This is a genomic window from Streptomyces sp. NPDC031365 (assembly GCF_055569765.1).
The window spans coordinates 156,727-182,727 of the sequence record NZ_JBVIIM010000016.1 but is presented as its reverse complement, the minus strand read 5'-3'; the positions used below and the strand labels follow the sequence as shown (position 1 = coordinate 182,727).

At 71.0% G+C, this 26,001-nt stretch carries 23 protein-coding genes and 3 pseudogenes; 15 read left to right on the top strand and 11 right to left on the bottom strand.

Annotated features, from left to right (window positions below; genetic code table 11):
* Nucleotides 1-79 precede the first annotated feature (79 nt).
* The 3 genes from ACZ5C2_RS23675 to ACZ5C2_RS23665 form a co-directional block, all read right to left on the bottom strand.
* Nucleotides 80-631 carry a hypothetical protein gene (locus tag ACZ5C2_RS23675; RefSeq protein WP_468794296.1) on the bottom strand — a complete coding sequence of 184 codons (552 nt, stop codon included), beginning with the start codon at nucleotides 629-631 and terminating at the stop codon, nucleotides 80-82.
* A 25-nt stretch (nucleotides 632-656) separates the two neighbouring features.
* Entirely contained in the window at nucleotides 657-1,391 is a 735-nt protein-coding gene (locus tag ACZ5C2_RS23670) for a helix-turn-helix domain-containing protein (protein ID WP_468794318.1), read from the bottom strand.
* A 592-nt stretch (nucleotides 1,392-1,983) separates the two neighbouring features.
* A complete protein-coding gene (locus ACZ5C2_RS23665; protein WP_468794293.1) occupies nucleotides 1,984-2,565 on the bottom strand; it encodes a TetR/AcrR family transcriptional regulator in 582 nt (193 codons plus the stop codon).
* Nucleotides 2,566-2,655: 90 nt separating this feature from the next.
* On the opposite strand from ACZ5C2_RS23665, the gene ACZ5C2_RS23660 reads away from it, so the two are divergent.
* On the top strand, nucleotides 2,656-3,102 hold the full coding sequence (locus tag ACZ5C2_RS23660; RefSeq protein ID WP_468794290.1) for an anthrone oxygenase family protein: 447 nt from the start codon (nucleotides 2,656-2,658) through the stop codon (nucleotides 3,100-3,102).
* A gap of 385 nt (nucleotides 3,103-3,487) precedes the next feature.
* On the opposite strand, the gene ACZ5C2_RS23655 is transcribed toward ACZ5C2_RS23660, so the two are convergent.
* The gene (locus tag ACZ5C2_RS23655; RefSeq protein ID WP_468794287.1) at nucleotides 3,488-4,354 is read right to left on the bottom strand and encodes a class I SAM-dependent methyltransferase; all 867 of its coding nucleotides are present in this window, start codon (nucleotides 4,352-4,354) and stop codon (nucleotides 3,488-3,490) included.
* Between the two features lie 169 nt (nucleotides 4,355-4,523).
* On the opposite strand from ACZ5C2_RS23655, the gene ACZ5C2_RS23650 reads away from it, so the two are divergent.
* The 5 genes and pseudogenes from ACZ5C2_RS23650 to ACZ5C2_RS23630 all read left to right on the top strand — a co-directional run bounded on the left by ACZ5C2_RS23650 (nucleotide 4,524) and on the right by ACZ5C2_RS23630 (nucleotide 8,799).
* Nucleotides 4,524-5,873 carry a sugar ABC transporter substrate-binding protein gene (locus ACZ5C2_RS23650; protein ID WP_468794284.1) on the top strand — a complete coding sequence of 450 codons (1,350 nt, stop codon included), beginning with the start codon at nucleotides 4,524-4,526 and terminating at the stop codon, nucleotides 5,871-5,873.
* Nucleotides 5,873-6,811: a carbohydrate ABC transporter permease gene (locus ACZ5C2_RS23645; RefSeq protein WP_468794281.1), complete on the top strand. Its 939-nt coding sequence runs from the start codon at nucleotides 5,873-5,875 to the stop codon at nucleotides 6,809-6,811. Before ACZ5C2_RS23650 ends, ACZ5C2_RS23645 begins: the two co-directional genes overlap by 1 nt.
* Nucleotides 6,808-7,668 (top strand): carbohydrate ABC transporter permease, encoded by an 861-nt coding sequence (locus ACZ5C2_RS23640; protein ID WP_468794278.1) that lies wholly within the window; start codon nucleotides 6,808-6,810, stop codon nucleotides 7,666-7,668. Before ACZ5C2_RS23645 ends, ACZ5C2_RS23640 begins: the two co-directional genes overlap by 4 nt.
* A 160-nt stretch (nucleotides 7,669-7,828) precedes the next feature.
* Nucleotides 7,829-8,122: pseudogene (locus tag ACZ5C2_RS23635) on the top strand (ATP-binding protein); the annotation flags it as partial.
* The gene (locus ACZ5C2_RS23630; protein WP_468794275.1) at nucleotides 8,119-8,799 is read left to right on the top strand and encodes a response regulator; all 681 of its coding nucleotides are present in this window, start codon (nucleotides 8,119-8,121) and stop codon (nucleotides 8,797-8,799) included. The pseudogene ACZ5C2_RS23635 and the gene ACZ5C2_RS23630, both read left to right, overlap by 4 nt.
* 34 nt (nucleotides 8,800-8,833) lie before the next feature.
* Here the strand turns inward: ACZ5C2_RS23630 and ku are convergent, their stop codons facing one another.
* Nucleotides 8,834-9,871 carry a non-homologous end joining protein Ku gene (ku, locus tag ACZ5C2_RS23625; protein WP_468794272.1) on the bottom strand — a complete coding sequence of 346 codons (1,038 nt, stop codon included), beginning with the start codon at nucleotides 9,869-9,871 and terminating at the stop codon, nucleotides 8,834-8,836.
* A gap of 73 nt (nucleotides 9,872-9,944) precedes the next feature.
* On the opposite strand from ku, the gene ligD reads away from it, so the two are divergent.
* Entirely contained in the window at nucleotides 9,945-10,826 is an 882-nt protein-coding gene (gene ligD / locus ACZ5C2_RS23620) for a non-homologous end-joining DNA ligase (RefSeq protein WP_468794269.1), read from the top strand.
* Nucleotides 10,827-11,127: 301 nt separating this feature from the next.
* Here the strand turns inward: ligD and ACZ5C2_RS23615 are convergent.
* Nucleotides 11,128-11,670, bottom strand: a pseudogene (locus ACZ5C2_RS23615) (nuclease-related domain-containing protein); the annotation flags it as partial.
* A 102-nt stretch (nucleotides 11,671-11,772) separates the two neighbouring features.
* Between ACZ5C2_RS23615 and ACZ5C2_RS23610 the strand changes: the two are divergent.
* From ACZ5C2_RS23610 to ACZ5C2_RS23575, 8 genes and pseudogenes are all read left to right on the top strand, one after another.
* Nucleotides 11,773-12,360, top strand: coding sequence for an SH3 domain-containing protein (locus ACZ5C2_RS23610; protein ID WP_468794266.1), 588 nt, complete (start codon nucleotides 11,773-11,775; stop codon nucleotides 12,358-12,360).
* A gap of 43 nt (nucleotides 12,361-12,403) precedes the next feature.
* On the top strand, nucleotides 12,404-13,765 hold the full coding sequence (locus tag ACZ5C2_RS23605; RefSeq protein WP_468794263.1) for an FtsW/RodA/SpoVE family cell cycle protein: 1,362 nt from the start codon (nucleotides 12,404-12,406) through the stop codon (nucleotides 13,763-13,765).
* Nucleotides 13,762-15,219, top strand: a complete 1,458-nt coding sequence (locus ACZ5C2_RS23600; protein WP_468794260.1) for a penicillin-binding transpeptidase domain-containing protein — start codon at nucleotides 13,762-13,764, stop codon at nucleotides 15,217-15,219. The genes ACZ5C2_RS23605 and ACZ5C2_RS23600 overlap by 4 nt, the downstream gene beginning before the upstream one ends.
* A gap of 65 nt (nucleotides 15,220-15,284) precedes the next feature.
* Nucleotides 15,285-15,788, top strand: a pseudogene (locus tag ACZ5C2_RS23595) (DUF3291 domain-containing protein).
* Nucleotides 15,789-16,022: 234 nt separating this feature from the next.
* Entirely contained in the window at nucleotides 16,023-16,961 is a 939-nt protein-coding gene (locus tag ACZ5C2_RS23590) for an AurF N-oxygenase family protein (protein WP_468794257.1), read from the top strand.
* A 46-nt stretch (nucleotides 16,962-17,007) separates the two neighbouring features.
* A complete protein-coding gene (locus tag ACZ5C2_RS23585; protein WP_468794254.1) occupies nucleotides 17,008-17,661 on the top strand; it encodes a TetR/AcrR family transcriptional regulator in 654 nt (217 codons plus the stop codon).
* Nucleotides 17,662-17,866: 205 nt separating this feature from the next.
* Nucleotides 17,867-18,178: a hypothetical protein gene (locus ACZ5C2_RS23580; RefSeq protein WP_468794251.1), complete on the top strand. Its 312-nt coding sequence runs from the start codon at nucleotides 17,867-17,869 to the stop codon at nucleotides 18,176-18,178.
* Between the two features lie 103 nt (nucleotides 18,179-18,281).
* A complete protein-coding gene (locus tag ACZ5C2_RS23575; protein ID WP_468794248.1) occupies nucleotides 18,282-19,454 on the top strand; it encodes a C40 family peptidase in 1,173 nt (390 codons plus the stop codon).
* Here the strand turns inward: ACZ5C2_RS23575 and ACZ5C2_RS23570 are convergent.
* Genes ACZ5C2_RS23570 through ACZ5C2_RS23550 form a run of 5 tightly spaced genes read right to left on the bottom strand, consistent with a single transcriptional unit; the run spans nucleotide 19,418 to nucleotide 25,806 of the window.
* Nucleotides 19,418-20,680, bottom strand: coding sequence for a styrene monooxygenase/indole monooxygenase family protein (locus ACZ5C2_RS23570; RefSeq protein WP_468794245.1), 1,263 nt, complete (start codon nucleotides 20,678-20,680; stop codon nucleotides 19,418-19,420). The genes ACZ5C2_RS23575 and ACZ5C2_RS23570 overlap by 37 nt on opposite strands.
* A 57-nt stretch (nucleotides 20,681-20,737) precedes the next feature.
* On the bottom strand, nucleotides 20,738-21,376 hold the full coding sequence (locus ACZ5C2_RS23565) for a GTP-binding protein (RefSeq protein WP_468794242.1): 639 nt from the start codon (nucleotides 21,374-21,376) through the stop codon (nucleotides 20,738-20,740).
* Nucleotides 21,357-21,782: a DUF742 domain-containing protein gene (locus ACZ5C2_RS23560; protein ID WP_468794239.1), complete on the bottom strand. Its 426-nt coding sequence runs from the start codon at nucleotides 21,780-21,782 to the stop codon at nucleotides 21,357-21,359. The genes ACZ5C2_RS23565 and ACZ5C2_RS23560 overlap by 20 nt, the downstream gene beginning before the upstream one ends.
* A complete protein-coding gene (locus tag ACZ5C2_RS23555; protein WP_468794236.1) occupies nucleotides 21,779-22,318 on the bottom strand; it encodes a roadblock/LC7 domain-containing protein in 540 nt (179 codons plus the stop codon). The genes ACZ5C2_RS23560 and ACZ5C2_RS23555 overlap by 4 nt, the downstream gene beginning before the upstream one ends.
* Nucleotides 22,315-25,806 (bottom strand): sensor histidine kinase, encoded by a 3,492-nt coding sequence (locus ACZ5C2_RS23550; protein WP_468794233.1) that lies wholly within the window; start codon nucleotides 25,804-25,806, stop codon nucleotides 22,315-22,317. The genes ACZ5C2_RS23555 and ACZ5C2_RS23550 overlap by 4 nt, the downstream gene beginning before the upstream one ends.
* Between the last annotated feature and the right edge of the window lie 195 nt (nucleotides 25,807-26,001).

The following is a 26,001-nucleotide window of genomic DNA, read 5'->3' as shown; positions in this document are numbered from 1 at the left end:
CGTTCGGCTACCTCACCCCGGCCGAAACCAGGCAACGGCACCAGCACGCTCTCGCGGCATAGCGATCACGTGTCCGAGATCACGGGGAAACTTCAAAGTCCCGGTAGTGCTTGTCCTTCGGGGCAGTAGGGATGGTCAAGGCAGCAGCCTTCCCTCCAATCGCCCCCAACAAGTTGGGGCGATAAATTACCCCAACCCGACCATCCAGCTGAACCGTCACAGCTTCGGTCCGATGCACTGCCTGCCGACCACCAGGCACCTCCAAAGTCGAACCCGGCGGCGTGGTTGTGAGATCGGCTCGCTCTCCGAGGTTGTCCGGAGCAAGGAGGTCAACCGCGAGCACCCCTTCGCCATCAACTCGCTTGTACCGGTGCGCTTTGCCTTCAGGCGAGACCCCTGTCGACTCGAAGCCCAACGCCTCTAGCGCGGCAACGAGCAGACGGAGGCTCTTCTGATTGGAAAGCACGTCAGCCAGGACGTCGAGATCAAGGCTCACGCCTGGCGGGGTTCTGCCGTGCTCCAGCCCGTGAAGAAGCACCATCTGCCCGCCGATCAGGGTCCAGTCACTAGACACCCTCTCAGACAGATCCAGGAGCGTGCTCCAAAGCCCGGCAACCGTTCCTGTCAGCAAGTCCGAGACGATGCGGACTCTCGGCTCACTCACCTCTGCGCCGACCACCCAACGCCGAGGACGCCAGCAACGGTTTCAGGATGCCTTCCGCCGCGACGCTGGCTCGATCTTCCTGCGCGTCAAGCAAGTCCACCGCCACCACAGAAGCGGGGGCGTCATGTCCCTCGCGCGATGCTCGAGAATCTGGCACCAGGAACGGCCAAGCACTGGCCGGCGGCACTCGAACGATCAGGTTTCCTCGCTGGGCATCCGCCACCAGGCCGAAGGCCTCCTCTAGCTCTCGAATTCGATCCGGGTGCACGTAAACTTCGGCTCGGCCTGGAGCTACGTAGTCAGCTCCCACTCGCGGTGCTGCACTCGCGCCAGCGCGCACGACGTCCCTATTTTCGATCAGGGCTGGCAGCAGGGACCGATGAACCCGGTAGCGCCTCACGTCAGCCCTTGAAGCAAGAAGCTTCCGGATCCGCGAGGCAGGGACTTCTCCGCTCTCGGCAAGACTCCGCAGCCGCGCGTGGAGACGGGACCGCTCCGAGTCCGACAAGCCTAGCGGGCGACAGCCAGACAGGATCGCCAAAGCCCCCCAAGCGTTGCGCGCAGACAACGGTCGCCCCGACTCAGGGGCAGCCCGCTTGCGATCCTGCAAGCTGTCGGCCTCTACAAGCCATCGGCCGCCCACTCGGGAACCTTGGAGCTTGCCGGCGTGCAGCAGCTGACGCACACGTGAGTCGTGCACTCCTAGCCCATCGGCAGCCTGCCTCACGGACACGTACTCCACGTTCCCACCTCCTTGCGTCTTCCCTCTTGCATACGAGAGAGAACACGCAACCAGTGTCACCCTCCCAAGGGCTTGCGTCAAACCTCTCGCTTTCGAGAGGGAAGACGCAAGATCCGCTCGCCATTATACAATTCGGTCCATTTGAGACGTAGACACAGTGAGACCATGATCTTCACGGATACGCTCCGTGACCAAAGGTCAGCGTAGCCAGGGAGGCGGAGCGTATACACGAGGAACCAGCTGAGCTCGCTCAGTGGTCACCCTGGGTAGTGACACATGCGGGGGAGCTGGTTAACAGGAAGATCGAGAAGGCTATGGGCTGGTAGCCGTGGTTGCGCGCTGTGCCGCGGGTCGTACGGGCGCTGACCGAGCGGGGAGCACGCCTTGTCTGGCGGAAGCGCGATCGGTCGGGCTTCCTGCCACACGCGCCAGTAGCTGGAGGTACCGAGCACGTCGCCGCGCTCATTCTGGAAGAGCCTGCTGTTGTCTCTGGCCGTGCCGAACTCCTTGATGTGCTCCCGGAGCGTCGCGACCAGCTCGCAGGCCAGAGGCGCACGTGCGCCGGAAGCGTGGTGTGTCAGAGCACGGCGGCAAGCCGGTCGACCAGCAGCTCCACCCTCGGCTCGGTGTATTCCGGCGGCAGCCGTCCCGCCCGGGTCAGGGTGGCCAGCCCGTGCAGGGCCGCCCAGAACACCTCGGTGAGCAGTCCCGGGTGGACACCGTCCCCGGCGACCTCGCCAAGGCTTTCCAGCAGGACGGCGAAGGCGTCCTTCAGAGGCTCCGGGGTGTCCTCGCTCGCGAAGGCCAGGCCGCCGTCCAGTTGGAACATGGCGTCGTAGACCGCCGGGTTGCGTTCGGCGAACTCGAGGTAGGTGCGGGCGAGGGCGGCGACCCGGGTGCGCGGTCCGTCCGCGGCGGAGGTCGCGGCCCGCAGCGCCGCGGCCATCTCGGCAGCGCCCTTGAGGGCGACAGCGCCGATGATCTCGCGCTTGCCGCGGAAGTGGCTGTAGAGGACGGGCTGGCTGTATTCGATGCGCTCGGCGAGCCGGCGGGTGGTGACCGCGTCCCAGCCCTGCTGCTCGGCAAGTTCGCGGGCTGTCGCCACGATGAGCCGCTCGCGCTCCGCCCGTTCACGCTGCTTGCGTTCCTGTACCGACATGACTCGATCCTAGCATCGCTAGACAATCGAGCGGCAGTAGTACTAGCGTTGCCTCATCGGCTAGCAATGCTAGATATCAGGAGGATCATCATGCTCAACGCACTCGAGGTGTTCACCACCGTGGTCGTCGGCGTGATGGTGGGGGTGGAGTTCTCCGTCGCCTTCGTCGTCAACCGGATCCTCGACGCACTCCCAGAGGACAGTGGCCAACTCGGCCGCGCCCACGGGGGCCGGATGCTCGGCGCGGTCATGCCGGTCTGGTACATCACCTCGCTCGTCCTCGTCACGGTGTGGGCCATCGCCGGATGGCACCGCCCCGGCGCCGGCCTCGTCGTCATCGCCGGCGCGCTGCTCATCCTCAGCGTGATCATGTCGATCCTGTTGCTCGTCCCGATCAACAACCAGGGCAAGACGTGGACCCCCGAGAACCGGCCCGCCGACTGGAAGCAGCAGATGAACCGCTGGGACCGTTTCCACTACGTCCGCGTAGCCGTCATCATCGCCGCATTCGCCCTGTTGGCGGCCGCCCTCACCTGAGCCCACGGGCCGACTCCGGGCGGGTGGCGCACCATCCTCACTCCCCGGCGGCAGCGGGCACCGGATTCCCGGCAAACGGGATTGCGGCTGCCGCTCAGAACACACGGACGTCGGGGCTCAGTGGCACACGTGGGCGAACAGGCAGGGGAAAGTGGCCGCTGTCCCGGCACGCCCCGTCGCGCATGACGACTCTTCCGCGTCGTTCCGGCTCGCCCCGCCTACGCGCGCAGTTCCGGGGGCGGGGCCGCGGCGGTCGGCGGAGGCAGGGTCACGTGGTCCTGGCGGTGCGGCCGGGGGCGGAAGGTAGAGGAGAGGAAGAAGACGCCTCCGACGGCGAGGCCCGCGCCCGCGCCGCCCGCGCCCCTCGCTCGAGTGCCCGGTGCGGTTACGCGGGCTCCCCCGGTGTGCCCGGCCAGGTGGCGGTCACCAGCCAGTAGCGGGCCGTGAGGTGCACGCCCTCGCTCGTCTCGTAGGCGCGGAAGGCGTCCGTGGCGGCCCGGTGGGCGCGGGTGACCGACTCGGGGGCCGCGTCGCGCAGCCAGTGGCGCATCGGGCCCCAGCCGAAGAGGAAGGCGGCCGCTTCCGGGGCGGTGGTGCCCCAGCGTTGGTGCACTTCGAGCGGGGCGACGACTGTCCGCTGGTAGCCCGCCTCGCTGAGGACCCGTGTGGTGCGCGCGGGGTCCGCGAAGGCGGCTGGACCGGTTTTCTGGTTCTCCGAGAAGTCGGGCAGGGCGACGTGTTCGGACACGGCCGTGAAGATCGTTGACTGGTCCATGGCGGCCACCGGCTGCGGGCAGACGAAGGCCAGGCGGCCGTCCGGGCGCAGGGCGTCGCCGATGTTCGCGAACGCGGCGACCGGGTCGGCGAAGAACATCACCCCGAAGCGGCTCAGGGCGACGTCGAAGGACCCGCGTTCGAAGGGGTGGATCTGGGCGTCGGCCTGGATGTGGGTGACGTTGGTGAGGTCTTCGTCGGCGGCGCTCGCGCGGGCCCGGTCCAGCATGGGGGCGGACAGGTCGACGCCGACGGCGCGGGCCGCGGTGCGGGCGGCCAGCCTGGTGAGGCGGCCGTTGCCACAGCCGATGTCCAGGACGCTGTCCGTGTCCCGGATGCGGGCGGCGTCCAGGAGCGGGGCGTTGGCGGGGTCGTTGAGTCCGTCGTAGCGCGACTGGTGCTCGGCCCAGTGCCGGCCCTCGTAGCCGTTCCACGCCTCGAACTGGTGGGTGTTCACGATCCGGTTGTCGTCGGCCATGCGTCCCATGGTGCCGTGCGAGGGCAGCGGGGGTGGGAGCGGACGTGATTCCGGGGCTCCGCCCACCCCTCGTCGTTCATGTATGTAAATTCCGTTCATTCTATTGATTCGAGCCATGTCTGTGCGTAGAGTCCGGCCACCTCGCCCGTACGGAATGGACGGAGCTCCCGTGTCGAAGCAACTCCGCAAGCCAGAAGGAGCGCGGCGGTTCGGCGCCATCGCCGCCGTTCTCGCACTCGCCGCCACCGCCACCGCGTGTTCCTCAGGCGGATCGGGACAACAGCAGGATGAATCACAGCCGTTGGAGGTCTGGATCCGGCAGGACGCCGGCAGCCCCGCCGCGGAGTCGGCGGAGGCCCTTACCAAGGCGTTCACCAAGGAGAGCGGCATCGAGGCGAAGCTGGTCGCCGTCGGTGCGACGGATTTCGAGACCAAGCTCCAGCAGCGCACCGCGCAGAAGGACCTGCCGGACATCGTCATCAACGACACCGGCCAGCTGGGGAACCTGGTGACCCAGGGGCTGGTCCGTGAGGTCGAGCGCAAGGACGTGGCCGGGGGCGCCCACCTCGCCGACCGGGCCTGGCAGGCGGCGCAGGGATACGACGGCAAGTACTACGGAGTCCCCTTCAACTCGCAGGCCTTCGCGCTGCTGATACGCAAGGACTGGCGGGAGAAGGTGGGAGCGGACATTCCCACCTCCTGGGACGAACTGACCGATCTGGCGGTCAAGTTCACCAAGGAGGATCCGGACGGCAACGGACGGAACGACACCGCGGGGATGGTGGTACCGGGGACCACCACTCGCGGCTATCTGACCTGGTGGTTCTCCACCATGCTGTGGTCGGAGGGCGGTGACTTCGTCAATAAGCGGAACGACGGTTATGTGGCCGCGATCGACGAGCCCGCGTCGGTGAAGGCCGTCGAGAAGCTCCAGGCGATGTTCTGTGACTCCAAGGTCGTCCAGCCGGGCGCCAGTACGGCGGACACCTCCACCACGCACACCGTGTTCGAGAGCGGCAAGGGCGGGATCTACCTGACCGGGCCGTACATGCTGCCGCGCTTCGACGGGTCGCTGGGCAAGGACAAGTACGAGGTGGTCGCGGCCCCGCCCGGCGTCGGCGGCAGTGCCGCCCTGGCGGAGGGCGAGAACGTCTACCTGATGGCCGGCTCGGGCAACGAGAGCGGGCAGCAGAAGTTCGCCGAGTTCGCCGCCTCCCCCGCCGGTCAGAAGATCGGCATGGGGATCGACAACGGCGGCGTCATCGTACGGCTGCCGGTCAACACCAAGGTGGACGGCGCCGCCGAGCGGAAGGACCCGCGCTGGGACGTCTTCCAGAAGGTCTACGACGACTCCGGCCGCAACGCGGCGGCGATGCCCAACTGGGCCACCGTCCGGCAGATCTCCTCCGAGGGCCTCAACGGCGTGGTCTCCGAGTGCTCGCGCGACGTGGGCAAGGCGATGGGCGAGCTGGCCGGCGAGATCGACGCCGAGCTCGAGAAGCAGGAGGCCAAGGGCTGATGACGGTGACCGAGGCGCGGGCGTCGCGCAAGCCGGACGTCCGGCGCCCGCTCCGTACGGACCCGCCGGTGAAGATGCGGTTGCGCCGGGCCGCGACGCCATGGCTCTTCCTGGCGCCGGCCCTGCTGCTCTTCCTGTACTTCAAGTTCATTCCCATGGCGCAGGCCGTGCAGATGAGCTTCCAGGAAGTCCGGCCGTTCCTCGGTAACACGTATGTCGGCGGCGAGAACTACTCCGAGATCGCGGGCAGCGCCGACTTCGGGGCGGCCGTGTGGCACACGCTGGTCCTGGCCGTGGCCACGACTGCCGGCTCGATCGTCATCGGGCTGGCGCTGGCCCTGCTGCTGGAGGGTCAGAGCCGGTCCCTGTGGTTCATCCGGTCGGCCATCTTCCTTCCGGTGGTCACGGCCATGGCGGTGGTGGCCGAGGTGTGGCGGGTCATGTACTACCCGGCCGAGGGCGGGGCGCTGAACTCGGTGCTGTCCGTCTTCGGCATGGGGCCCAGCGAGTTCCTCAACTCGCCGGACAGTTCGCTGGCGTCCATCGCCTTCGTCGGCATCTGGCGGGGCGCTCCGTACGACATGATGATCTTCCTGGCGGGGCTGGCCGGCGTGGACCGGGTGCTCTACGAGGCGTCGGCGGTCGACGGCGCCTCGCGTTTCCGCCGGATCTGGCACGTGACGCTGCCCGGGTTGCGGCCGGTGTTCGCGATTTTGCTGACCCTGGCCGCGATCCGGGGGCTGCGCATCTTCACCGAGGTGTTCCTGCTCACCAACGGCGGGCCCGACGGCTCGACGGAAGTGCTGCTGACGCTCGTGTACAAGCTCGGGCTCGAACGCAACGAGCTGGGGGTCGCGGCGGCCGGAACCGTCCTGTTGTTCGTGATTCTGCTGGCGCTGACGATCGCGTCGCGCCTGCGCCGGAGGGAGGCCCGATGAGGAACGAGACGGCGCTCGGCCTCCAGGAGGCACGCGGGCCATGGGCCCGGGGGTTGCGGTTCGTGCTGTTCACCGCCCTGTTCGCGGTCTTCGCGGGGCCGCTGCTGGCGCTGATGGTCGGCGCCTTCACGCCGACCGTGGATCCGACGCAGTTCACGCTGTTCCCCGACCGGTTGTCCCTGGACAACCTGGAACGGGCGATCGACCGGAACGTTCTGGACTACCTCCTCAACTCGTTCATCGTGGTCGGCGGAGGCCTGGCCCTGCAGGTCCTGGTGAGTGTCTTCGCCGGTTACGCGCTGGCCCGTAAGCGGTTCCGGGGCTCCGCGGCGGTGCTGGTGCTCATCCTGGCGACGATGATGCTGCCGGAGGAGGTGCTGGCCGTACCGCTGTCGGTGCTGCTGGCGGATCTGCCGGTGGTGCACATCAGTCTGGTCGGCTCGCTGGCCGGCATGATCGTGCCGGTGGCGGCGTGGGGCTTCTCGATCCTGGTGATGACCGAGTTCATGAAGGAGATCCCCAAGGAGCTGGAGGAGTCGGCACGGCTGGACGGTGCGGGCGAGTTCCGTATCTTCTGGCAGGTCGTCCTGCCGCTGTGCCGGCCCGCCCTGGGTGTGATCGGCATCTTCGGCTTCACGATGATCTGGGACCAGTACATGCTGCCGCTGCTGGTCGCCACCGACCCGGCGCAGTACACCCTGCCACTGGCGCTGCGCTCCCTGCGCTCGGACGACCAGGTGGGCATCGGCGTACTGCTGGTGGGCGCGTTCCTGGCGATGGTGCCGTCGGTGCTCGCCTTCCTGGCCCTGCAGCGGTCGTTCATCCGGGGGCTGACGTCGGGGGCCGTGAAGGGATAGGGATGGGGATGGGGCGTGGGCAGGGTTCCGGGACTCCGGACACCCCGGACACTCCGGGGCTCCGGACGCTCCGGGGCTCCGCGCACTCCGAGGCTCCGCGCTTCAGCGCTCCGGCGTACGGTCATCCTCGACCGCGCGCCGGAGCGTTCGCGTAGGGTCATCCGTCCGAACGGTGGCGTACCGGGTCGTGCGGGAAGCACTGGCCAACGCTCTCAAGTACGCTCACGAAAACCGTACTTCGGTGCAAGTGCACGACAGTGAAAGGGACATCACCGTGGAGGTCAGCACGGACGGTGCCGGGTCACGGATCGTCGCGTCGCCCGGCGGGAGCGGACGAGGGCTCGCCGGTCTCCGTCGGCGGCTCGACGTCCCGGGCGGCGAGCTCGGCGCGGGCGGTCACCCCGGCGGCGGCTTCGCCGTACGGGCGCGGATATCCGCCGGGAGCCCGTCGTGACCACCGCAACCGCCACTGCCACCGCGCCGATCCGGGTCCTGGTCTGCGACGACCAGATGCTGATCCGCACCGGGCTGGTGACGATCATCGGCGCCCAGCCCGATCTCGAGGTGGCGGGCGAGTGCGGGGACGGACGGGCCGCCGTCGACCTCGCCGCGAAGGTGCGCCCGGACGTCGTGGTGATGGACGTGAGGATGCCGGTGCTCGACGGCATCGAGGCCACCCGGCTGATGGCCGGTGCCGGGGTCCCCGATCCCGTCAAGGTGCTCGTGGTGACGACGTTCAACCTGGACGAGTACGTCTACGAGGCGCTGCGCGCCGGGGCGAGCGGGTTCCTGCTCAAGGACGCCCCACCGGACCGGCTGCTGCACGGGATCCGGACCGTGGCCATGGGCGCGGCGCTGCTGGACCCCGACGTGACGCGCCGGCTCGTGGGCCGGTACGCCGCCCGGATCCGGCCCGCCGAGGGCGGCTCGCGGGGCATTCCGCTGACGCCCCGCGAGCTGGAGGTCCTCCGTCTCATCGCGGAGGGACTGTCCAACAGCGAGATCGCCGCTTCCCTGGTGATCAGCCAGGAGACGGTCAAGACCTTCGTCTCCCGCATCCTCGCCAAACTCCAGCTCCGTGACCGCGTCCAGGCGGTCGTGTACGCCTACCGGCACGGCCTGGTCGCCTGACGCGCCCGCGAGGACACGCGGGCGACAGAAGGGGTCAGGCGGAGCGTTTGCGGGAGGTCGTCTTCTTTGCCGCGGTCTTCTTCGCGGGCGTCTTCTTCGCCGCGGTCCTGGCCGTGCTCTTCGCCGTCGTCTTCTTCTCGCCCTGGCTCGCCTTCGACGTCGACTTCCGGGTCGAGGACGCCGTCTTCTTCTTCGCCGTCGACGTCGACTTCTTGCCCCCTGTGTCCTTGGGCGACGAGCGGGAGGTCCCGTGCTGGGGCATGGGCTTGACCTCGGCCTCCTCCCCCGGTGCCTCGCCACGGGACTCCCGGGCCGCGCGGACGCTGCTCTCCAGGGCGGCCATCAGGTCCAGGACCTTGCCGCCCCCTTCCGGCGCGGGCGCCTCCGGCGGGGCCTCACCGGCCGCCTTCGCGGCGATGACCTCCTCGACCGCCTCCCGGTACTCGTCGTGCAGGTCCTCCAGATCGACCTCGCCGAGCGTGTCCATCAGGGCGTCCGCGAGGTCCAGCTCCTTGTCACGGACCGTGACACCGGTGTCGGGTGCCACCCCCTCGGGGGCGCGGACCTCGTCCGGCCAGAGCAGTCCGTGCATGGCGATGGCGTCACCGACCACGCGGAGCATCCCCAGGCGCTCCCGGCCGCGCAGGGCGTACTTCGCGATCGCCACCTTGTTGCTCCGCTTCAGCGCCTCACGCAGAAGCGTGTACGGCTTGGCCGCCGGCGCCCCGCCCGCCGCCAGGTAGTACGCGGCGTCCATCTGCAGCGGGTCGATCCGGTCCTCCGGGACGAAGGCGACGATCTCGATCGTCCTGGCCGTGGGGAGCGGCAGGCCGGCCAGGTCCTCGTCGGTGACCGGAATGATCGTGCCGTCCGAGTCCTCGTAGCCCTTGCCGATCTCCTGGCCCGTGACCTCGCGGTCCTCCAGTTCGCAGAACTTGCGGTACCGGATCCGGCCGCCGTCCTCCGTGTGGATCTGGCGGAAGGAGATCGAGTGGTTCTCGGTGGCGTTCACCAGCTTGATCGGGATGCTGACCAGGCCGAACGAGATCGCGCCGTTCCAAATGGATCTCACGTGCAGCACCTTTCCGGTCGTCTGCCGATCACTGTCGGAGTGTCTGTCATGGTTTGCGTGGGATTCTCATCGTATGGCGCCTATCACCGAGGTGGAGGGGCGACGGCTCGCGCTCAGCAATCTGGAGAAGGTGCTGTATCCCGCCACCGGGTTCACCAAGGCGGAGGTACTGCACTACTACGCGACCGTCGCCGATGTGCTGCTGCCCCATCTGCGGGATCGGCCGGTGTCGTTCCTGCGGTATCCGGACGGGCCCGACGGCCAGGTGTTCTTCACGAAGAACGTGCCCCCGGGTACGCCCGACTGGGTCACCACCGCGGAGGTGCCGAGGTCCGAGGGGCCGGCCCGGATGGTGCTGGTGCAGGATCTGCCGAGCCTGATGTGGGCGGCGAACCTGGTCGCCGAGTTCCATACACACCAGTGGCTCATCGGGGACCCCGGACAGGCCGACCGGATCGTGTTCGACCTCGACCCCGGGGCGCCGGCGACGATCGTGCACTGCTGCGAGGTCGCGGTGTGGCTGCGGGAGCGGCTGGCGGCGGACGGCATCGAGGCGTACGCCAAGACCTCCGGGTCGAAAGGGCTGCATCTGCTCGCCGCGGTGCGCGGCGCTTCCTCCGAAGGGGTCTCCGAATACGCGAAGGAGCTGGCCGTGGAGGCGGAGAAGGCCATGCCCCGACTCGCGCTGCACCGGATGACCCGGAGTCTGCGGCCCGGGAAGGTCTTCGTGGACTGGAGCCAGAACGCCGCCCGGAAGACCACCGCCACCCCGTACACCCTGCGCGCACGGCCCGAGCCCTTGGTGTCGGCACCGGTGACCTGGGACGAGGTCGAGGACTGCCGCTCCCCGGACCGGCTGGCCTTCCGCGCCGCGGACATCGGCCTCCGCGTCCAGGACCACGGCGACCTGCTGGCCCCCCTGCTGGAGCGGGCCCACGCGGGCCCGCTGCCGTGAACGGCCCCGCCGACGGGGCGGCCCACCCGGTGCGGCCCGTCACCGGAGCCGGCCCTCCTGGCCCCCCATGCCGCACACCTGTGGCCGGCGATCGCTGTCGCGCGCCCGTAGAGGGCGCCGCGCCCTGGCCGCGGGCAGCCACCGGACGGCGTCCCGAGCACGGGCGGACCACCGGCCCGGAGGGCGCCCGTGCCGCCGCGCCGTAGCTCGCCTCAGCTCACCGAGTCGGGTGGTGGGTGGGGCACAGGCCGGGCGTCCTGGGGCGGGAGCCCTCTCACGGGAGTCCGGCGACGGTGCCCCTCTACAGCCGGGCCCAGGTGTTCCGGTCCCGGGCCATGGCGTGCAGGGCCTCCACGTCCGCCGGCTTCAGGACTCCGCCCGTGCGGGTCAGGGTCTCCACCTCGGCATCCGTCAGGACGCGAACCTCGCGGGGCGGGGCCGGGACCGTCACGGCCGACGCGCCGACCAGGACGAGTACCGGACGGACCTCGGCCGTCAGGGCGCGGGCGGCACGGTCGGCGGCGGAGCGGACGCGGCGCAGGAGGGGCAGCGGCTCCTGGCGGCCCAGGGCGATGCGGAGGCCCGCGACCGTCACCCGTTGCCTGTGGGCGTACAGGGCGTGGACGGCGTACAGGCCACCGGGGCCGATCAGCAGGTGGTGGATGCGGTCGCCGCCGGGCAGCGGGAGCGAGTGCAGGGTGTGCCGGCCCGCGCCGCCCATGCGGTCCAGGGCCTCACCCACCACCTGCTCCGCGGTGAGCGCCCTGCGGCGCGGGTCGGGACGCAGGCGGCGCGGCGGGCCGGGGTCGCGGTCGAGGGCGATCAGCAGGGCCTCGCCGGGACGGCGTCCCCGATGGCGCAGCAGGGCGCGCGGGTGCCGAGGGGCACTCCTAGTGTGGCGACAAGTCACCTTCGACCACTTTGCCCTCTACATGGAGGTACTGCCATGGCCCCGCGTCCCCCGTTCACCCACCGACTGCCCATGGCTCTCGCCGCCGGGGCCCTCGCGGTCGCGACGGCCGTCACCCCCGCCTTCGCCGCCGATGACCCGAACCAGGGCGACCAGGGCAACTGGAGCCAGCAGGGCGGGAACGGCACCGACAACGGCGGCGGCGGCAACAACAGTGGCGGCCACGATCCGCAGGGCGGGAACGGCAACCACGACCAGCAGGGCGGTGGCAACGGCGACCAGCAGGGCGGCGGCGGCAACGGCGACCAGCACAGCGGTTCGAACCAGCAGGGCGGCACCGGCGGCAACGGCGACACGAACCCCCAGGCCGGCGGCAACCACGGCGACCAGGGCCAGTACAAGGGCCGCGTCACGGCGAGGTCGCTCGCCCTGCGCACCGCACCGAACCGCGGTTCGCACATCATCCGGTACGCCCACAAGGGCGACGTCGTCTCGATCTTCTGCAAGGTCCCCGGCGACAAGGTGAACGGCAACCCCCTCTGGTACCTCCTCACGGACGGCACCTGGGCCTGGGGTCCGGCCGGACACATCGACAACATCGGCCCCGCGCCACGCTGGTGCTGATGAACGAAGCACACAAGACACACCATCTGGGTAAGTTCCGGACATGAGCAAGGCCGGTATCACCCTGGCGACGGCGAATCCGCCCGCGCCCACCGTCCGCCTCCCCCGGCGCCGTGGCGTCGAACTCGCCCTGATCGTCCTGGCCGTCCTGCTGTCGGTGTACGGATACTGCGCCGTCGGCCTCGCCAGGAACGGCACCGTCCCGCCCGGCGCCGCCGGTTACGGCGCCGGGCTCGGTGTGCTCGCCCTGGTGGCGCATCTGGCGGTGCGCTGGCGTGCCCCGCACGCCGACCCGCTGCCACTGCCCATCGGCGTCCTGCTCAACGGTCTCGGCCTGGTGCTCATCTACCGGCTCGACCTGGAGGCGCCGGGCGAACCGGCCGCCCCGACCCAGCTCATCTGGTCGGCGCTGGGCATGGCGCTGTTCACCGCGGTCGTCCTGGTACTGCGCGACCACCGGGTGCTCCAGCGCTACACCTACCTCTGCGTCACCACCGCTCTCGTCCTGCTGACGGTCCCGATCCTCTTCCCGGCGGTGAACGGGGCCCGGATCTGGATCCGGGTCGCCGGATTCTCCATCCAGCCGGGTGAGTTCGCGAAGGTGCTGCTGGCGGTCTTCTTCGCCGCGTACCTCGCCGCGAACCGCAGCGCCCTCACCTACGCCGGCCGCCGCGTCTGGGGTCTGCAGCTGCCCACCGGCCGGGTACTCGGCCCCATCGTCGCGGTCTGGCTGGTCAGTGTGGGCGTCCTGGTCCTGGAACGGGACCTCGGCACCTCGCTGTTGTTCTTCGGCCTGTTCGTGGTCCTGCTGTACGTCGCCACCGGCCGCACCGGCTGGATCGCGGTGGGACTGGTGCTGGCGTCGCTGGGCGCGGTGGCCGTGGGGCGGCTGGAGCCGCACGTGCATCACCGGATCGAGACCTGGCTGCGTCCGTTCGCCTCCATCGAGGCGGGCGAGGGCCCGAACCAGCTCGCACAGTCGCTGTTCGCCTTCGCGGAGGGCGGCATCCTCGGCACCGGGCTCGGGCTAGGGCACTCCGTGCTCATCGGCTTCGCGGTCAAGTCCGATTTCATTCTGGCGACGGCCGGTGAGGAGCTGGGGCTCGCCGGGCTGTCCGCGATCTTCCTGCTGTACGGGCTGCTCGTGGAGCGCGGCTACCGGGCGGGGCTCGCCCTGCGCGACCCGTTCGGCCGGCTGCTCGCCGTGGGCCTCGCCTCCCTCGTGGCGCTCCAGGTGTTCGTCATCGCGGGTGGGGTGACCGGGCTGATCCCGCTGACCGGGATGGCGATGCCGTTTCTGGCGCAGGGCGGCTCGTCGGTGGTGACCAACTGGACGATCGTGGCACTGCTGGTCCGGCTGAGCGACTGCGCGCGGCGGCAGGGGGACGGGGGTGACGACCGGTGACCCGTCACATCCGGAACGCCGCGCTCTTCTGCGCCCTGCTGCTGGTGGCGCTGCTGGTCAACGCGGCCCGCGTGCAGGTCCTGCACGCCGAGAGTTACGAAACCAACCCGGCCAACCGCCGCGACGCCATCTCCCGCTACCAGCAGCCGCGCGGCGACATCGTGGTCGCCGGCCGGCCGGTCACCGGGTCGCGGGACACCGGGGAGCACCTGCGCTACGAACGAACGTACAGCGAAGGGCCGTTGTACGCGCCGGTGACCGGCTTCGCCTCGCAGGAGTACGGCACGACGCTGCTGGAACGCACAGAGGACGGGCTGCTCTCCGGCGCCGCCCCGCTGCTCGCCCCGCTCCCGTTGTGGAACGACTTCACCCGCTCCCGCAACGCCGGCGGCAACGTGGTGACCACGATCGACCCGGCGGCACAGCGCGCGGCGTACGAAGGGCTGCGCGGGCGGAAGGGTGCGGTGGCGGCGGTGGAGCCGTCGACCGGCCGGATTCTGGCGCTGGTGTCGGTCCCCTCGTACGACCCCGCGCTGCTGTCCGGGAACGGCTCGGCGGCGCGGGAGGCCTGGGCACGGCTGAACGCCGATCCGGACCGGCCGATGCTGAACCGGGCGGTGCAGCGGACGTATCCGCCGGGTTCGACGTTCAAGGTGGTCACCGCGGCGGCGGCGCTGGACGCCGGGGTGGTGAGGAGCCTGGACAGGCGGACCGACTCCCCCGACCCGTACACCCTGCCGGGGACGACGACCCGGCTGACCAACGGGTCCGAGGGCTGCGAGGACGCCACGGTGCGGGAGGCGTTCGTGTGGTCGTGCAACACGGTGTTCGCCAAGCTGGGGGTGGACACGGGGGTGGCGAAGATGAAGGGCATGGCGCGGAACTTCGGTTTCAACGACCCGGACCTGCGGATTCCGTTCAGGGTGGCGCCCAGCACCTTCGACACCACGGTGGACCGGGCACAGCTGGCCCTGTCGTCGATCGGGCAGTACAACACGCGGGCCACACCGCTGCAGATGGCGATGGTCGCTGCGGCCGTGGCGAGCGGTGGGCAAGTGAGGGAGCCGTATCTGGTGGAGCGGACCACGCGGGCGGGCGGCGGCACGGTGTCGACGGCAGGCTCCCGTCCGGTGCGGCGGGCCATGCATCCGGCGACGGCGGTGCGGATGCGGGAGCTGATGCGGGGTGTGGTGGAGGACGGCACCGGCGATAAGGCCGCGATCCCCGGCGCCGTGGTCGGCGGCAAGACCGGCACCGCGCAGCACGGGCTGGGCAACTCGGGAACGCCGTATGCCTGGTTCATCTCCTGGGCGCAGTACGACGAGGACATGGAGGCGAAAGTGGCCGTGGCGGTGGTCGTCGAGGACGCGGCGGCCGACCGGGGGGACATCAGCGGGGGCGGGACGGCGGCGCCGATCGCGCGGGCGGTGATGGAAGCGGTACTGACGTCGTAGGCGGGACGCCCACGTGGTGAGACGGGGGTGCCGAAGCAGCGCATGGCCCACCTGACGTCCGGCACATGACCAAGCCCGCGTACGAACTCGCCCAGGTGAATATCGGCCGACTCAAGGCACCTTTGGACTCCCCGCAGTTGAAGGACTTCGTCGACCATCTGGACCCGGTGAACGCGGACGCCGACGCCGCGGACGGCTTCGTGTGACGCCTGCAGAGCGAAGAGGGCGACGCGACGGACATCGCCGTCTTCGGCGACTCCTGGCTGATCATCAACATGTCGGTGTGGCGGGACACCAACGCCCTGACGGCCTACATGTACCAGGGTCGCCACCGGGAGATGCTGGCGCGGCGAAGGGCGTGGTTCGCGCGCGTCCAGGAGGCGATGGTGGCCCTGTGGTGGGTCCCGGCCGGCCACCGCCCGACTGTCGCGGAGGCCGAGTCCCGCCTCCTCCACCTGCGCACCCACGGCCCGACCTCGTACGCCTTCACCCTGCGCACGTCGTTCCCGCCGGAGGGCGCCGAGCCGGTCCTGGGCGAGCTGCCGGACGGGCTGGGCTGCTCGGTCTAGCGGCGGCGCTCATGACCGCTCCCCTGTGCCGGAGTCCGACGGACGCGCTCAGCGCACCCGTTCGGGCCGATCGCGAAGGCCGTGCTGCATCGCGTGACCGTCCGGCGCCAGGTTGACGCCACCAGTGGATCCGGCGTCAAGTCCCGCCCAAGGGATTGACGTGCTTGCTGACAAGCAGTCTCATACAGGGGTGACCCGCCGGTAACACGAGACGCCCCCCGAGGTGGAGCCGCCATGACGACCCTGACGGAAGCGGACGCGCTGGACGGCCTGCGTGATGCGCTCGGCCTGCTCAAGGACCGGGAGCAGGTCGCTCAACGGCTGCTCGACTCCTCCGCCAAGCACTCCTTCGACCCGGACAAGGAGCTGGACTGGGAGTCGCCCTTCGAGGAGGGCAAGTGGTTCTGGCCACCGGAGCTGGTGTCGCTGTACGGCACCCCGATGTGGAAGCGGATGAGCGAGGAGCAGCGCATCCGGCTCTCCCAGCACGAGTCCGCCGCGCTCGCCTCACTCGGCATCTGGTTCGAGCTGATCCTGATGCAGCTGCTGGTGCGGCACATCTACGACAAGGCCGCCACGAGCGCGCATGTGCGCTACGCGCTCACCGAGATCGAGGACGAGTGCCGGCACTCGAAGATGTTCGCCCGGGTGATCACACGGGGCGGCACCCCCTGGTACCCCGTCAGCCGGGTGCACCAGAATCTCGGCAGGCTGTTCAAGACGATCTCCACCACGCCCGGCTCCTTCACGGCGACCCTGCTCGGCGAGGAGGTCCTGGACTGGATGCAGCGGCTGACCTTCCCGGACGAGCGCGTCCAGCCGCTGATCCGGGGTGTCACGCGCATCCATGTCGTCGAGGAGGCCCGGCACGTGCGCTACGCCCGCGAGGAGCTGCGGCGCCAGATGGTGACCGCCCCGAAGTGGTCGCAGGAGTTCACCCGGGTGACCTCCGGAGAGTTCGCCCGGGTGTTCTCCGTGGCGTTCGTGAACCCCGAGGTGTACACCAACGTCGGTCTCGACCGGCGGGAGGCGGTGGCCCAGGTCAAGGCGAGTGGACACCGGCGGGACGTGATGCAGCAGGGGTCGAAACGGCTCACGGACTTCCTGGACGACATCGGGGTGCTGCGCGGGGTCGGGCGGCGGCTGTGGAAGTCCTCCGGGCTGCTGGCGTAGGCCAGGATCCCGGCGGATGCCGTGGGCGGGCGGTTACGCTGCGGGCATGACCCCGCAGGCCTCCACCCCCGCCTACCGGCGGCTCAGCGTCGAGGAGCGCCGCGGCCAGCTGCTCGAGGCCGCGCTGTCCCTCTTCGCCCACCGCGCACCGGAGGACGTGTCCCTGGACGACGTCGCGGAGGCGGCCGGTGTGTCACGACCCCTGGTCTACCGGTACTTCCCGGGCGGCAAGCAGCAGCTGTACGAGGCGGCTTTGACGTCCGCCGCCGACGAGCTGCGGAACTGCTTCGACGAACCGCACGAGGGTCCGCTGCTGCCGCGCCTGTCCCGGGCCGTCGACCGCTACCTGGCGTTCGTGGACCAGCACGACGCCGGCTTCAGCGCGCTGCTCCAGGGCGGGAGCGTCGTGGAGACCTCCCGGACGACCGCGATCGTGGACGGTGTGCGCCGGGCCGCCGCCGAGCACATCCTCAGCCACCTCGGCGTCACCGGGCCCGGCCCCCGGCTGCGGATGACCATCCGCATGTGGATCACCGCCGTGGAGGCGGCCTCGCTGATCTGGCTCGACGAGGACAAGCAGCCGCCGCTCGAGGAACTGCGGGACTGGCTCGTGGAACAGTTCATGGCGGTGCTGGCGGTCACCGCGCGGCGCGACGCGCAGACCGAGGCTCTGGTGCAGGCGCTGGCCATGGACCTCTGACGGGCCGGGGCCTGCGCCTCCGCCCGGCCGGACGACGTCCGACGGCCGAGGGTCGAGGACCGAAACCCCTGACGGCCCACGGGCCGGGCCCCTGTCGGCCCGCGACCGAACCCCACACTCCCGCGCACCCGCGCACCCAACCCCACGGCCCGGCGCCGGAGGACCGCCGCGGCCGGTTGCCCGTGTGATGGCCGAAACTGGTGAGGTGAAGAGCCAAGAGACCCCCTTCGAGGGCGGGCCCATGGACGGGCGCGTCCTGCCCGTGCTGCTGGGCATCACCGGGCACCCGCCCAAGACGTACCGCATCCCCGTCCCGGCCCCGGACGGCGGCCCGCCCACGGTCCTGGTGTACCGGCGGGTGCCCCGTGCGCAGAGCCCACGGACCGGACTGACCCAGGGGTGGAAGTATCTCCACGACCCGACGGGACGGGCCGGCGCCCGGAGGTGGCCGTGGTCGAAGCCCGCCCCCGATCCAGACGCCACGCCGCAGGGCAAGCCGGACGACGCCGACGGGTGACCCCGTTGCGCCGAACCGCGCACACTCGGCGAGCGGACCCCGCCGACCCGCCCGATGCTCGCGATGCGGAGCGGACGAGCCGCCCCGCGTCGGAGGTGATGGCGTGTCAGGAATGCTTCTGCGTCTGGTGTGTACGGCGGCGCTGGCGGCCGGAACCGTACTCGCACCCGTGTCCGCGATGGCCGTCCCGGAACCGGGCGGCGACGCGGGCGGCTCCGGCGAACGCTCCGTCGCCGGCCTGCTGACGGAGCTTCAGACCCTCTACCGGGAGGCCGAGAAGGCGAGCGAGGCGTACAACGCCACCGAGGAACGGCTGAAGAAGCAGCGCGCCGAGACCGAGCGGCTGGAGCGCGCCCTCGCCCGCACCCGGCACTCCCTGCACGACAGTCGGGGCGCGGCCGGACGGCTGGCCCGGCAGCAGTACCAGAGCGTCACCGGCCTCTCCCCGTACGTACGTCTGCTGCTGGCGCGCGATCCGCAGCGCGCGCTCGACCAGGGACAGGTGATCGGCCAGTTGGCGCGGGAACGGGCGGAGACGGTGGGCCGGCTCACCGGTGAGGAGAAGCAGGCCGGTGAGCTGGCCCGCCGGGCGCGCAAGGCACTCGACGAGCGGCGCGCCCTCACCGAGCGGAGCAGGAAGCAGCGGGACGAGGTGCGGACACGGCTCCACGACGTCGAGGAACTGCTGGCCTCGCTCACCGCCGAGCAGCTCGCCGCGCTGGCCGGACTGGAACACGAGCGGGTGGCCGAGGCGCAGGAGGAGCTGGTCGCCTCCGGCGCGCTGAGCAGCGGCAGCACGCCTCCCACAGCGGCGGGCGAACGAGCCGTGCGGTACGCCGTGGAACAGCTGGGCAAGCCGTACGAGTGGGGAGCGGAGGGTCCGGCCGCGTACGACTGCTCGGGGCTGACCTCCGAGGCGTGGGGCGCGGCCGGGACGCCGATCCCCCGGACCAGCCAGGAGCAGTGGGCCCGGCTGGAGAGGATCGAGCTGGTGGAGTTGCGGCCGGGTGACCTCGTCGTGTACTTCCCGGAGGCCACGCATGTCGCCCTCTACCTCGGCGGCGGCATGGTGGTGCAGGCACCCCGCCCCGGCGCGCGGATCAAGGTCTCCCCGGTCGCGGCCAACCCGGTGCTCGGCGCCGTACGCCCCGACCCGGACGGGGAGCCCCTGGCGCGGTACGAGATGCCCGAGCTCCCCGAGGGGGCGGCGGAGGGGTCCGACGCGGGATACTCCGCCGGTTACGCGCCGGCCGCGCCCGAGACCTCCGCCAGGTAGGCGCCGGTCTTCTCCGGGTCGTAGAAGAAGTTCTCGAAGTCGGCCGGGTCGTTGAAGCCGTTGGCGAAGCGGTCGGCGGCCGGCTGGAGCTGTCCGGCCGCGCCGATCAGGTTCAGGACGTGCTCCGGCGGCGGGGCGAGCATGGCGTTCGTCCACTTGGTGACGTGCCGCGCCGTCTCCCAGTAGCGGTCGAAGGTCCCCCGCATCCAGGCTTCGTCGAACGCCTTCTCGCCGTGCTCGACGATCGAGGCGAGGTAGGAGGCGGCGCACTTGGACGCGGAGTTGGAGCCCTGGCCGGTGATCGGGTCGTTGGCGACGACCACGTCGGCCACGCCGAGGACGAGCCCGCCGGAAGGCAGCCGGCCGACGGGGTTGCGCACGGTGGGGGCGTAGCGGCCGGCGAGGGTGCCGCCGGCGTCGGTCAGTTCGGCCTTGGTGGCCCGCGCGTACTCCCACGGGAGGAACTTCTCCATGAGGGCCAGGGTCAGGGAGAGGTGCTCCGCCGGGTCCCTGACGTCCTTGAAGGCGTCCAGCGGTCCGCCGGGTACGCCCTCCCAGAACAGGATGTCGGCGCGGCCCGAGGTGGTGTACGTCGGCATGACGAACATCTCGCCGACGCCGGGGACGAGGTTGCAGCGGACCGCCTCCGTGTCCGGGTGCTCCGGGCGCGGGCCGAGGCCGTGCACATAGGCGACGGCCAGGGCGCGCTGCGGCTCGCTGTACGGGGACCGCTCCGCGTCCCGGCCGAACATCTGCACGAGCTCGCCCTTGCCCGCCGAGACGAGCACGAGGTCGTACGTACGGGAGAAGTAGTCGAGATCGCCGACCGCCGCGCCGTGGATGACCAGCTGGCCGCCGCGCTCGGCGAAGGCCTCCATCCAGCCGGCCATCTTCACCCGCTGGTCGACCGACTGCGCGAACCCGTCGAGCCGGCCCAGCCAGTCGATCGCGCGCTGCGACGGGCCCGGGTCGAAGGAGCCGGGGGCCGCGACCGAGACACCGAGCCCTTCGATCTTCGGGGCCTGGGACTCCCAGAAGTTCAGCTGGAGGTCGCGCTCGTGCTGCAGGGCGGTGTGGAACATGCACTGCGTCGACATGACCCGCCCGGTACGGATCTCGTCCGCGGTCCGGTTGGACATCAGGGTGACCTCGTACCCGTGCGACTGGAGGCCGAGGGCGAGCTGGAGACCGGACTGGCCGGCTCCGACGACGAGTATCTTCCGCATGCGGGGGACGCTCCTAAGGGGACTGCTCGAAAAGTGCTCTGGGGCTGCTCGGGGGAACTACTCGGGGCTTTCGTCGAGGGCGTGGCCCACGAGGGACAACAGGGTCTCGATGGCCGAGATCCGACGGCGCGCATCCATGACCATGACAGGTATGTGCGCCGGGATCGTCAACGCGTCCCGTACGTCCTCGGCGTCGAACTGCTCGCTGCCGTCGAAGTGGTTGACCGCGACGACGTACGGCAGTCCGCAGCTCTCGAAGTAGTCCAGCGCCGGCCAGCAGTCCTTCAGACGGCGGGTGTCGGCCATCACGACGGCGCCGATCGCGCCGCGCACCAGGTCGTCCCACATGAACCAGAACCGCTGTTGACCGGGGGTGCCGAAGAGATAGAGCACCAGGTCGTCGTCGAGCGTGATCCGGCCGAAGTCCATGGCCACGGTGGTGGTGAGCTTGCCCGGCGTGGCGGTGAGGTCGTCGGTCTCCGCGCTCGCCTCGGTCATCAGCGCCTCGGTCTGCAGGGGCGTGATCTCCGAGACGGCGGTGACAAGCGTGGTCTTGCCGACGCCGAAGCCGCCCGCCACCACTATCTTCGTGGCGATCGGTGCGCGGGTGCGGTCCGTCTGCCAGGGCAGCAGGGGCTCGTCTCCTTCGACGAGCGGGGAGACGCCGTGAGCGGCGTCAGAGACGACGGAGTCCACTCAGCACCCTTTCCAGCAGCACGCGGTCCGGGCGGCCCGTACCGTGGCCGGTTCCCGTTCCGTAGACACGGATCTTTCCCTGGTCGGCGAGGTCGCTCAGAAGGACGCGGACCACGCCGAGCGGCATCTTCAGCAGCGCGGCGATCTCGGCCACCGTGCGCATACGGCGGCAGAGTTCGACGATGGCCCGCATTTCCGGGATCACGCGGGAGGTGAGGCCGCCTTTCGCCAACTCCTTGCGCTCCTCGGCGGCTTCGAGCGCGGCGGTGCCGGCCGTGGCGCCGACGAACGTCTCGACGAGGAGGACGTGGCCGAAGCGGGTCCGGCCGCCGGTGAGCGAATAGGGGCGTACCCGGGCGGGTTTGCGGTCGCCGCCGCGGACCGGGAGGTGTTTCCTGCCGCTCATCGAGGGCTCCCGGTGGTCTCGGTCTCCAGATTCTTGCGCAGTTCGCTGCGGAGTTCGGGGGTCAGGGCATGGCCGGCGCGGCCGACGAACAGGGCCATGTGGTACGCCACCACACTCATGTCGCAGTCCGAGGAGCCGTGCACACCGAGCAGGGAGCCGTCGCTGATCGACATCACGAAGAGGCTGCCCTCGTCCATCGCGACCATCGTGTGCTTGACCGGACCGGAGTCCATCAGCTGGGAGGCCCCGATGGTGAGGCTGCCGATACCGGAGACGACGGTGGCCAGGTCGGCGGCGGAGCCACGCGGTCCGGGCCGCTTCGCGCTCCGCGCGTCAGGGGCCCCGGTGGCGGGGGTCTCCCCGCGTGAGGCCGTTCGGGCGTGGAGGAGCCGGTCGTCGGAGGAGAGGAGCAGCAGCCCGTCGGAGGAGACCACCGCGACGGAGAGGATGCCGGGCACCTCCTCGACGAGGTTGGTCAGCAGCCAGTGCAGGTTGCGGGCCTCACTGCTCAGTCCGAAGGTACTGGGCGCGGTCAACTGCTTGCCTCCTCGACGGTGCCCCCCGTGGCTTCTTCGGATGGTGCGGTCGTGCCGGGCGGCGTCTGGTGGCGGCCGGTGTCGCCGCGCTCGGCGATCTCCGCCTCGACGTCCCGGCGACCGGCGTCCGCCCCCCGGCGGAACCCGCCGAGCCGCCGGCGCAGCGCTTCCGCGTCCACGGACCCGGTACGGGGACGCGGGGCCGCGACGGGTGCGCTGATCTTCGGTGTGCGTTTGGGCAGCCCCTTGGCGGTGACCGGGTCGTCATCATCGGCGGCCCCGTCCGCGACCCGCGTGTGCTCGGCACCGCCGCCGTCCCCGGCCACGGAGCGCCGCGGCAGCGCCCCCGAGGCGTCCGCGTGGAGCGCCTGCGGCGCGGGTCCGTCCTCGTGCCCGGCACCCGGGCGTACGGCATCGGCATCGGCATCGGCATCGGACGGCCGAGGCCCTCCGGGGACCGACTCGTCCCCGGACCCGTGCCCGGCACCCGGACGCGTGACGTCCGCCTCGGGCCGGTCGGCATTCCCCGACAAGTCCGGCGGCTGCGGCACAACGCCGGGAGCCGTCCCGCCACCGGACCCGTGCCCGGCACCCGGGCGTGCGGTCTCGGACTCCGGTCGGCCGGGCGAACCGGATCCGGTGTCGGGTTCGAGGGCGTGGGCGCCGGGAGCGGCTCCCGCGCCGGCCCCATGGTCCTCGGTTGCTCCTGGGCGTACGGCTGGTGACGAGGATGCCGGCGCGGCCGGGGTGCCGGTTCCGTCGGGCTGAGCCGGGATCAGCAGCTCCATCGTCGTCTCGGCGAGCCGCTCGAACGGTGTGTCCGCGCCGCCGTCGCCCGCGTGTCCGGCGGGACCGTCCGTGGAGTCGTCGGCCGTGCTCGGCACGTGGTCCTCGGGATGGCCGGCCACGGCGTCCGCCGCACCGTCCTCGGCGGAACCGTCCCTGCGTCCGGGCGCAGCCCCGTCCGGACGATCCGACCCGGGCACATCCACGCGGACCGGTTCGGGCCCTTCCGCGCGACCGGACTCGGTCACCTCGGGGTGCCCCGCCGCGGCACCGTCCGCGCGGCCCTCCGCGAACCCGTCCACACGCTCAGCACCGAGTCCGGCCGCGCGCCCCTGCGAGGGTTCCGGTGCGGACTCGGACTCGGAGGGCGGAGCCGGCTTCTCCCGGCCGTCCGGCGCGGGGGCGCTCCGGGTGGGGTCCGGGGTTTCCCCGTCGGTCGAGTCGCCGCCGCGTACCGCCCGTTCCGCCCGTTCCGCCAGCGCGACCAGTGGGTCTCCCGACTCCGTACGGCCGTGCAGGACGTTGGAATTGGCCTCGGCGTCCGCGCCCGGGAGGGAGACGGTGCAGGGGGCGCCGGAGACCGGCGTGGGGACTGCGGTGGGGGCGGCGGGGGCGGGCAGGGGGTCGGGGAGGACGACGACCGCCGCGATGCCGCCCTGCTTCTGCTCGCGCAGCTGGACCCGCACACCGTGCCGGTGGGCGAGCCGGGCCACGACATACAGGCCGAGGCCGAGCCCGTCCTCGCTCTCCGCGTCGTACGCCGCCTCCGGGTCGGCCTCTGACAGCCGGGAGTTGAGCCGCTCCAGCCGGTCGGCGGCCATGCCGATGCCCTCGTCCTGGACGGAGAGCATCACCTCGCCGTTCTCCAGCAGCCAGCCGGAGACCTCGACGGGCAGGTCGGGCGGGGAGAACGCCGTGGCGTTCTCCATCAGTTCGGCCAGCAGGTGGGACAGGTCGTCCGCCGCGAACCCGGCGATGTGCGCGTGCGGCGGCAGCGCGGCGATCCGGACCCGGTCGTACCGCTCGATCTCGCTGACCGCGGCGCGTACGACATCGACCAGCGGAACCGGACCCGCCGTGTGCCGGCCGTGCTCGGTACCGGCGAGGACGAGCAGGTTCTCGCTGTGCCGGCGCATGACGGTGGCGAAGTGGTCGAGTTTGAAGAGGGTGGCCAGGCGGTCGGGGTCGTCCTCGCGCTCCTCCAGGCCCTCGATGACGCCGAGCTGACGCTCGACCAGGCCGAGCGTGCGCAGGGCGAGGTTGACGAAGGTGCCGCCGATGCCGGCGCGCAGCCGCTCCAGACGGGCCGCGGACTCGGCCAGTTCGGTGCGCAGTTCCTCGCGGGCGTCGGCCATCTTCTGCCGCTGGCCCACGAGATGTTTGCGGTCGGCCTCCAGTGTGGCGACCCGCTCCGCGAGCCCGGCGGCGTGCGCGTGCAGGGCGTTGACGGACCGGACGACCTGTGCGAACTCGTCGTTGCGGCCGGTGAAGGCGACCGGCTCCTGGCCCGCGGGATCCTCCGCCTCGGCCAGCCGGGCGGAACCCCGGCGCAGCACGGACAGCGGACGCGTGAGCGTGCGGGCCATCGCCGTGGCGATGCCGACCGCGAGCAGCATCAGGGCGCCGAGGACGGCGATCCGGATCTCCAGCTCGGTGACGTCGTCGTCGCGCAGCTGGGCGAGGTCCTTGGTGCGCTTGTCGTAGAGCGCGGACTCCACTCCGCGCATCGTCTCGATCCGCGCGGTGAGCGCGGCTGCGAGCTTCTTGGTGCTGGTGTCGAGTTCGGAGTCGGCGAGGGCCGGCTCGTCGGTGAGACGCGCGAGGTACTTCTCGGCGGTGTCGACCTCGGGACCGTTGACCGTGGAGTCGTAGGAGGCGCGGGCGGTCGCCGGCGCGCCGTCGCGGAAGTCGGCGAGGGCGGCGTCGGAGCGCAGCCGGGCCTGGAGCGCGGCGGCGCTCAGCGCGGCACGCCGCTCGGTGTCGGCGTCCGAGGAGGTGGTGGACGTGGTCGGCAGGCCGGTGATCGGGTCGATCACGGTCTGCGTGGTGCGTGGCACGTTCAGCGCGGCGAGCAGCAGACCGCGGGTGGCGGCGGCCTGCTGGACGGCGGCGTCCAGCTCGGCGAGCGCATGGGTTCCGGAACCGGCCCGGGGCGGCGTCCGCTCCGCGAGCTGTTCGGCGAGCCGGTGCAGCTGGGTGATCGCGGTGGAGTACGCCTGATGCGCTTCGAGAGCACTGCTCTTCCCGGAGAGCGCCGCTCTCCGCACGGCGGCGACGGCGTCGAGCTCGTCGCGCAGCACCTGAGAGGTGTCGGTGTCGGCGCGCAGTTCCTCGACCTGCCGGTCGACCCGGGCGCTGTGTTCCTCGGAGGGCGCCTCGGACTTGGGGCGGCCGGCCGCGATGTAGGGGACGACCTCGTCGCGCTCGTCGGCGAGCGAGTGGGCGAGGGCGAGGGAGTCCTGGGTCTGCTCGGCGAGCGTCACCAGGTCCTGCGAGTCGCTGAGCTGCCCGGAGGCGGCGATCACGGAGGGTGCCCCGGCACCGGCTATCGCGGCGGCCACCACGGCCACGGCGACGATGAGCCGGTTGCGTACACGGGTGGGGCGTCCCCTGCCGACGGTGGGCGGCTGCTCCGCGTCCCCCGTGGGGGCCGTCTGCTTGCCTTTGCGACGAGGCCGCGTCTTCTGCACCGGTGCTCGCATTCCTGACTCGTGTACCCGTGGGCCCGGGTGACGCTCCGTCAACGGGTGTGGGCGTTCACCCCGAGCTCCTGACCGCGCTCGGGCAGCGAGGCGCCCCCATCGCTCCCCGACCCTCCCAGTGCCCGTGGACAGTGGATGCGCATCACCTGACCCGCCACTCGAAGGAGTGAACCCCGGAGGTGAGTTGAGGAGCAA

Coding starts and splice junctions, on each gene's coding strand:
- ACZ5C2_RS23665 (WP_468794293.1), bottom strand. CDS start 2,565: ATGTCGGTACAGGAACGCAAGCAGCGTGAACGGGCGGAGCGCGAGCGG.
- ACZ5C2_RS23660 (WP_468794290.1), top strand. CDS start 2,656: ATGCTCAACGCACTCGAGGTGTTCACCACCGTGGTCGTCGGCGTGATG.
- ACZ5C2_RS23655 (WP_468794287.1), bottom strand. CDS start 4,354: ATGGCCGACGACAACCGGATCGTGAACACCCACCAGTTCGAGGCGTGG.
- ACZ5C2_RS23645 (WP_468794281.1), top strand. CDS start 5,873: ATGACGGTGACCGAGGCGCGGGCGTCGCGCAAGCCGGACGTCCGGCGC.
- ACZ5C2_RS23640 (WP_468794278.1), top strand. CDS start 6,808: ATGAGGAACGAGACGGCGCTCGGCCTCCAGGAGGCACGCGGGCCATGG.
- ligD (WP_468794269.1), top strand. CDS start 9,945: ATGGCGCCTATCACCGAGGTGGAGGGGCGACGGCTCGCGCTCAGCAAT.
- ACZ5C2_RS23610 (WP_468794266.1), top strand. CDS start 11,773: ATGGCCCCGCGTCCCCCGTTCACCCACCGACTGCCCATGGCTCTCGCC.
- ACZ5C2_RS23605 (WP_468794263.1), top strand. CDS start 12,404: ATGAGCAAGGCCGGTATCACCCTGGCGACGGCGAATCCGCCCGCGCCC.
- ACZ5C2_RS23590 (WP_468794257.1), top strand. CDS start 16,023: ATGACGACCCTGACGGAAGCGGACGCGCTGGACGGCCTGCGTGATGCG.
- ACZ5C2_RS23585 (WP_468794254.1), top strand. CDS start 17,008: ATGACCCCGCAGGCCTCCACCCCCGCCTACCGGCGGCTCAGCGTCGAG.
- ACZ5C2_RS23570 (WP_468794245.1), bottom strand. CDS start 20,680: ATGCGGAAGATACTCGTCGTCGGAGCCGGCCAGTCCGGTCTCCAGCTC.
- ACZ5C2_RS23560 (WP_468794239.1), bottom strand. CDS start 21,782: ATGAGCGGCAGGAAACACCTCCCGGTCCGCGGCGGCGACCGCAAACCC.
- ACZ5C2_RS23550 (WP_468794233.1), bottom strand. CDS start 25,806: ATGCGAGCACCGGTGCAGAAGACGCGGCCTCGTCGCAAAGGCAAGCAG.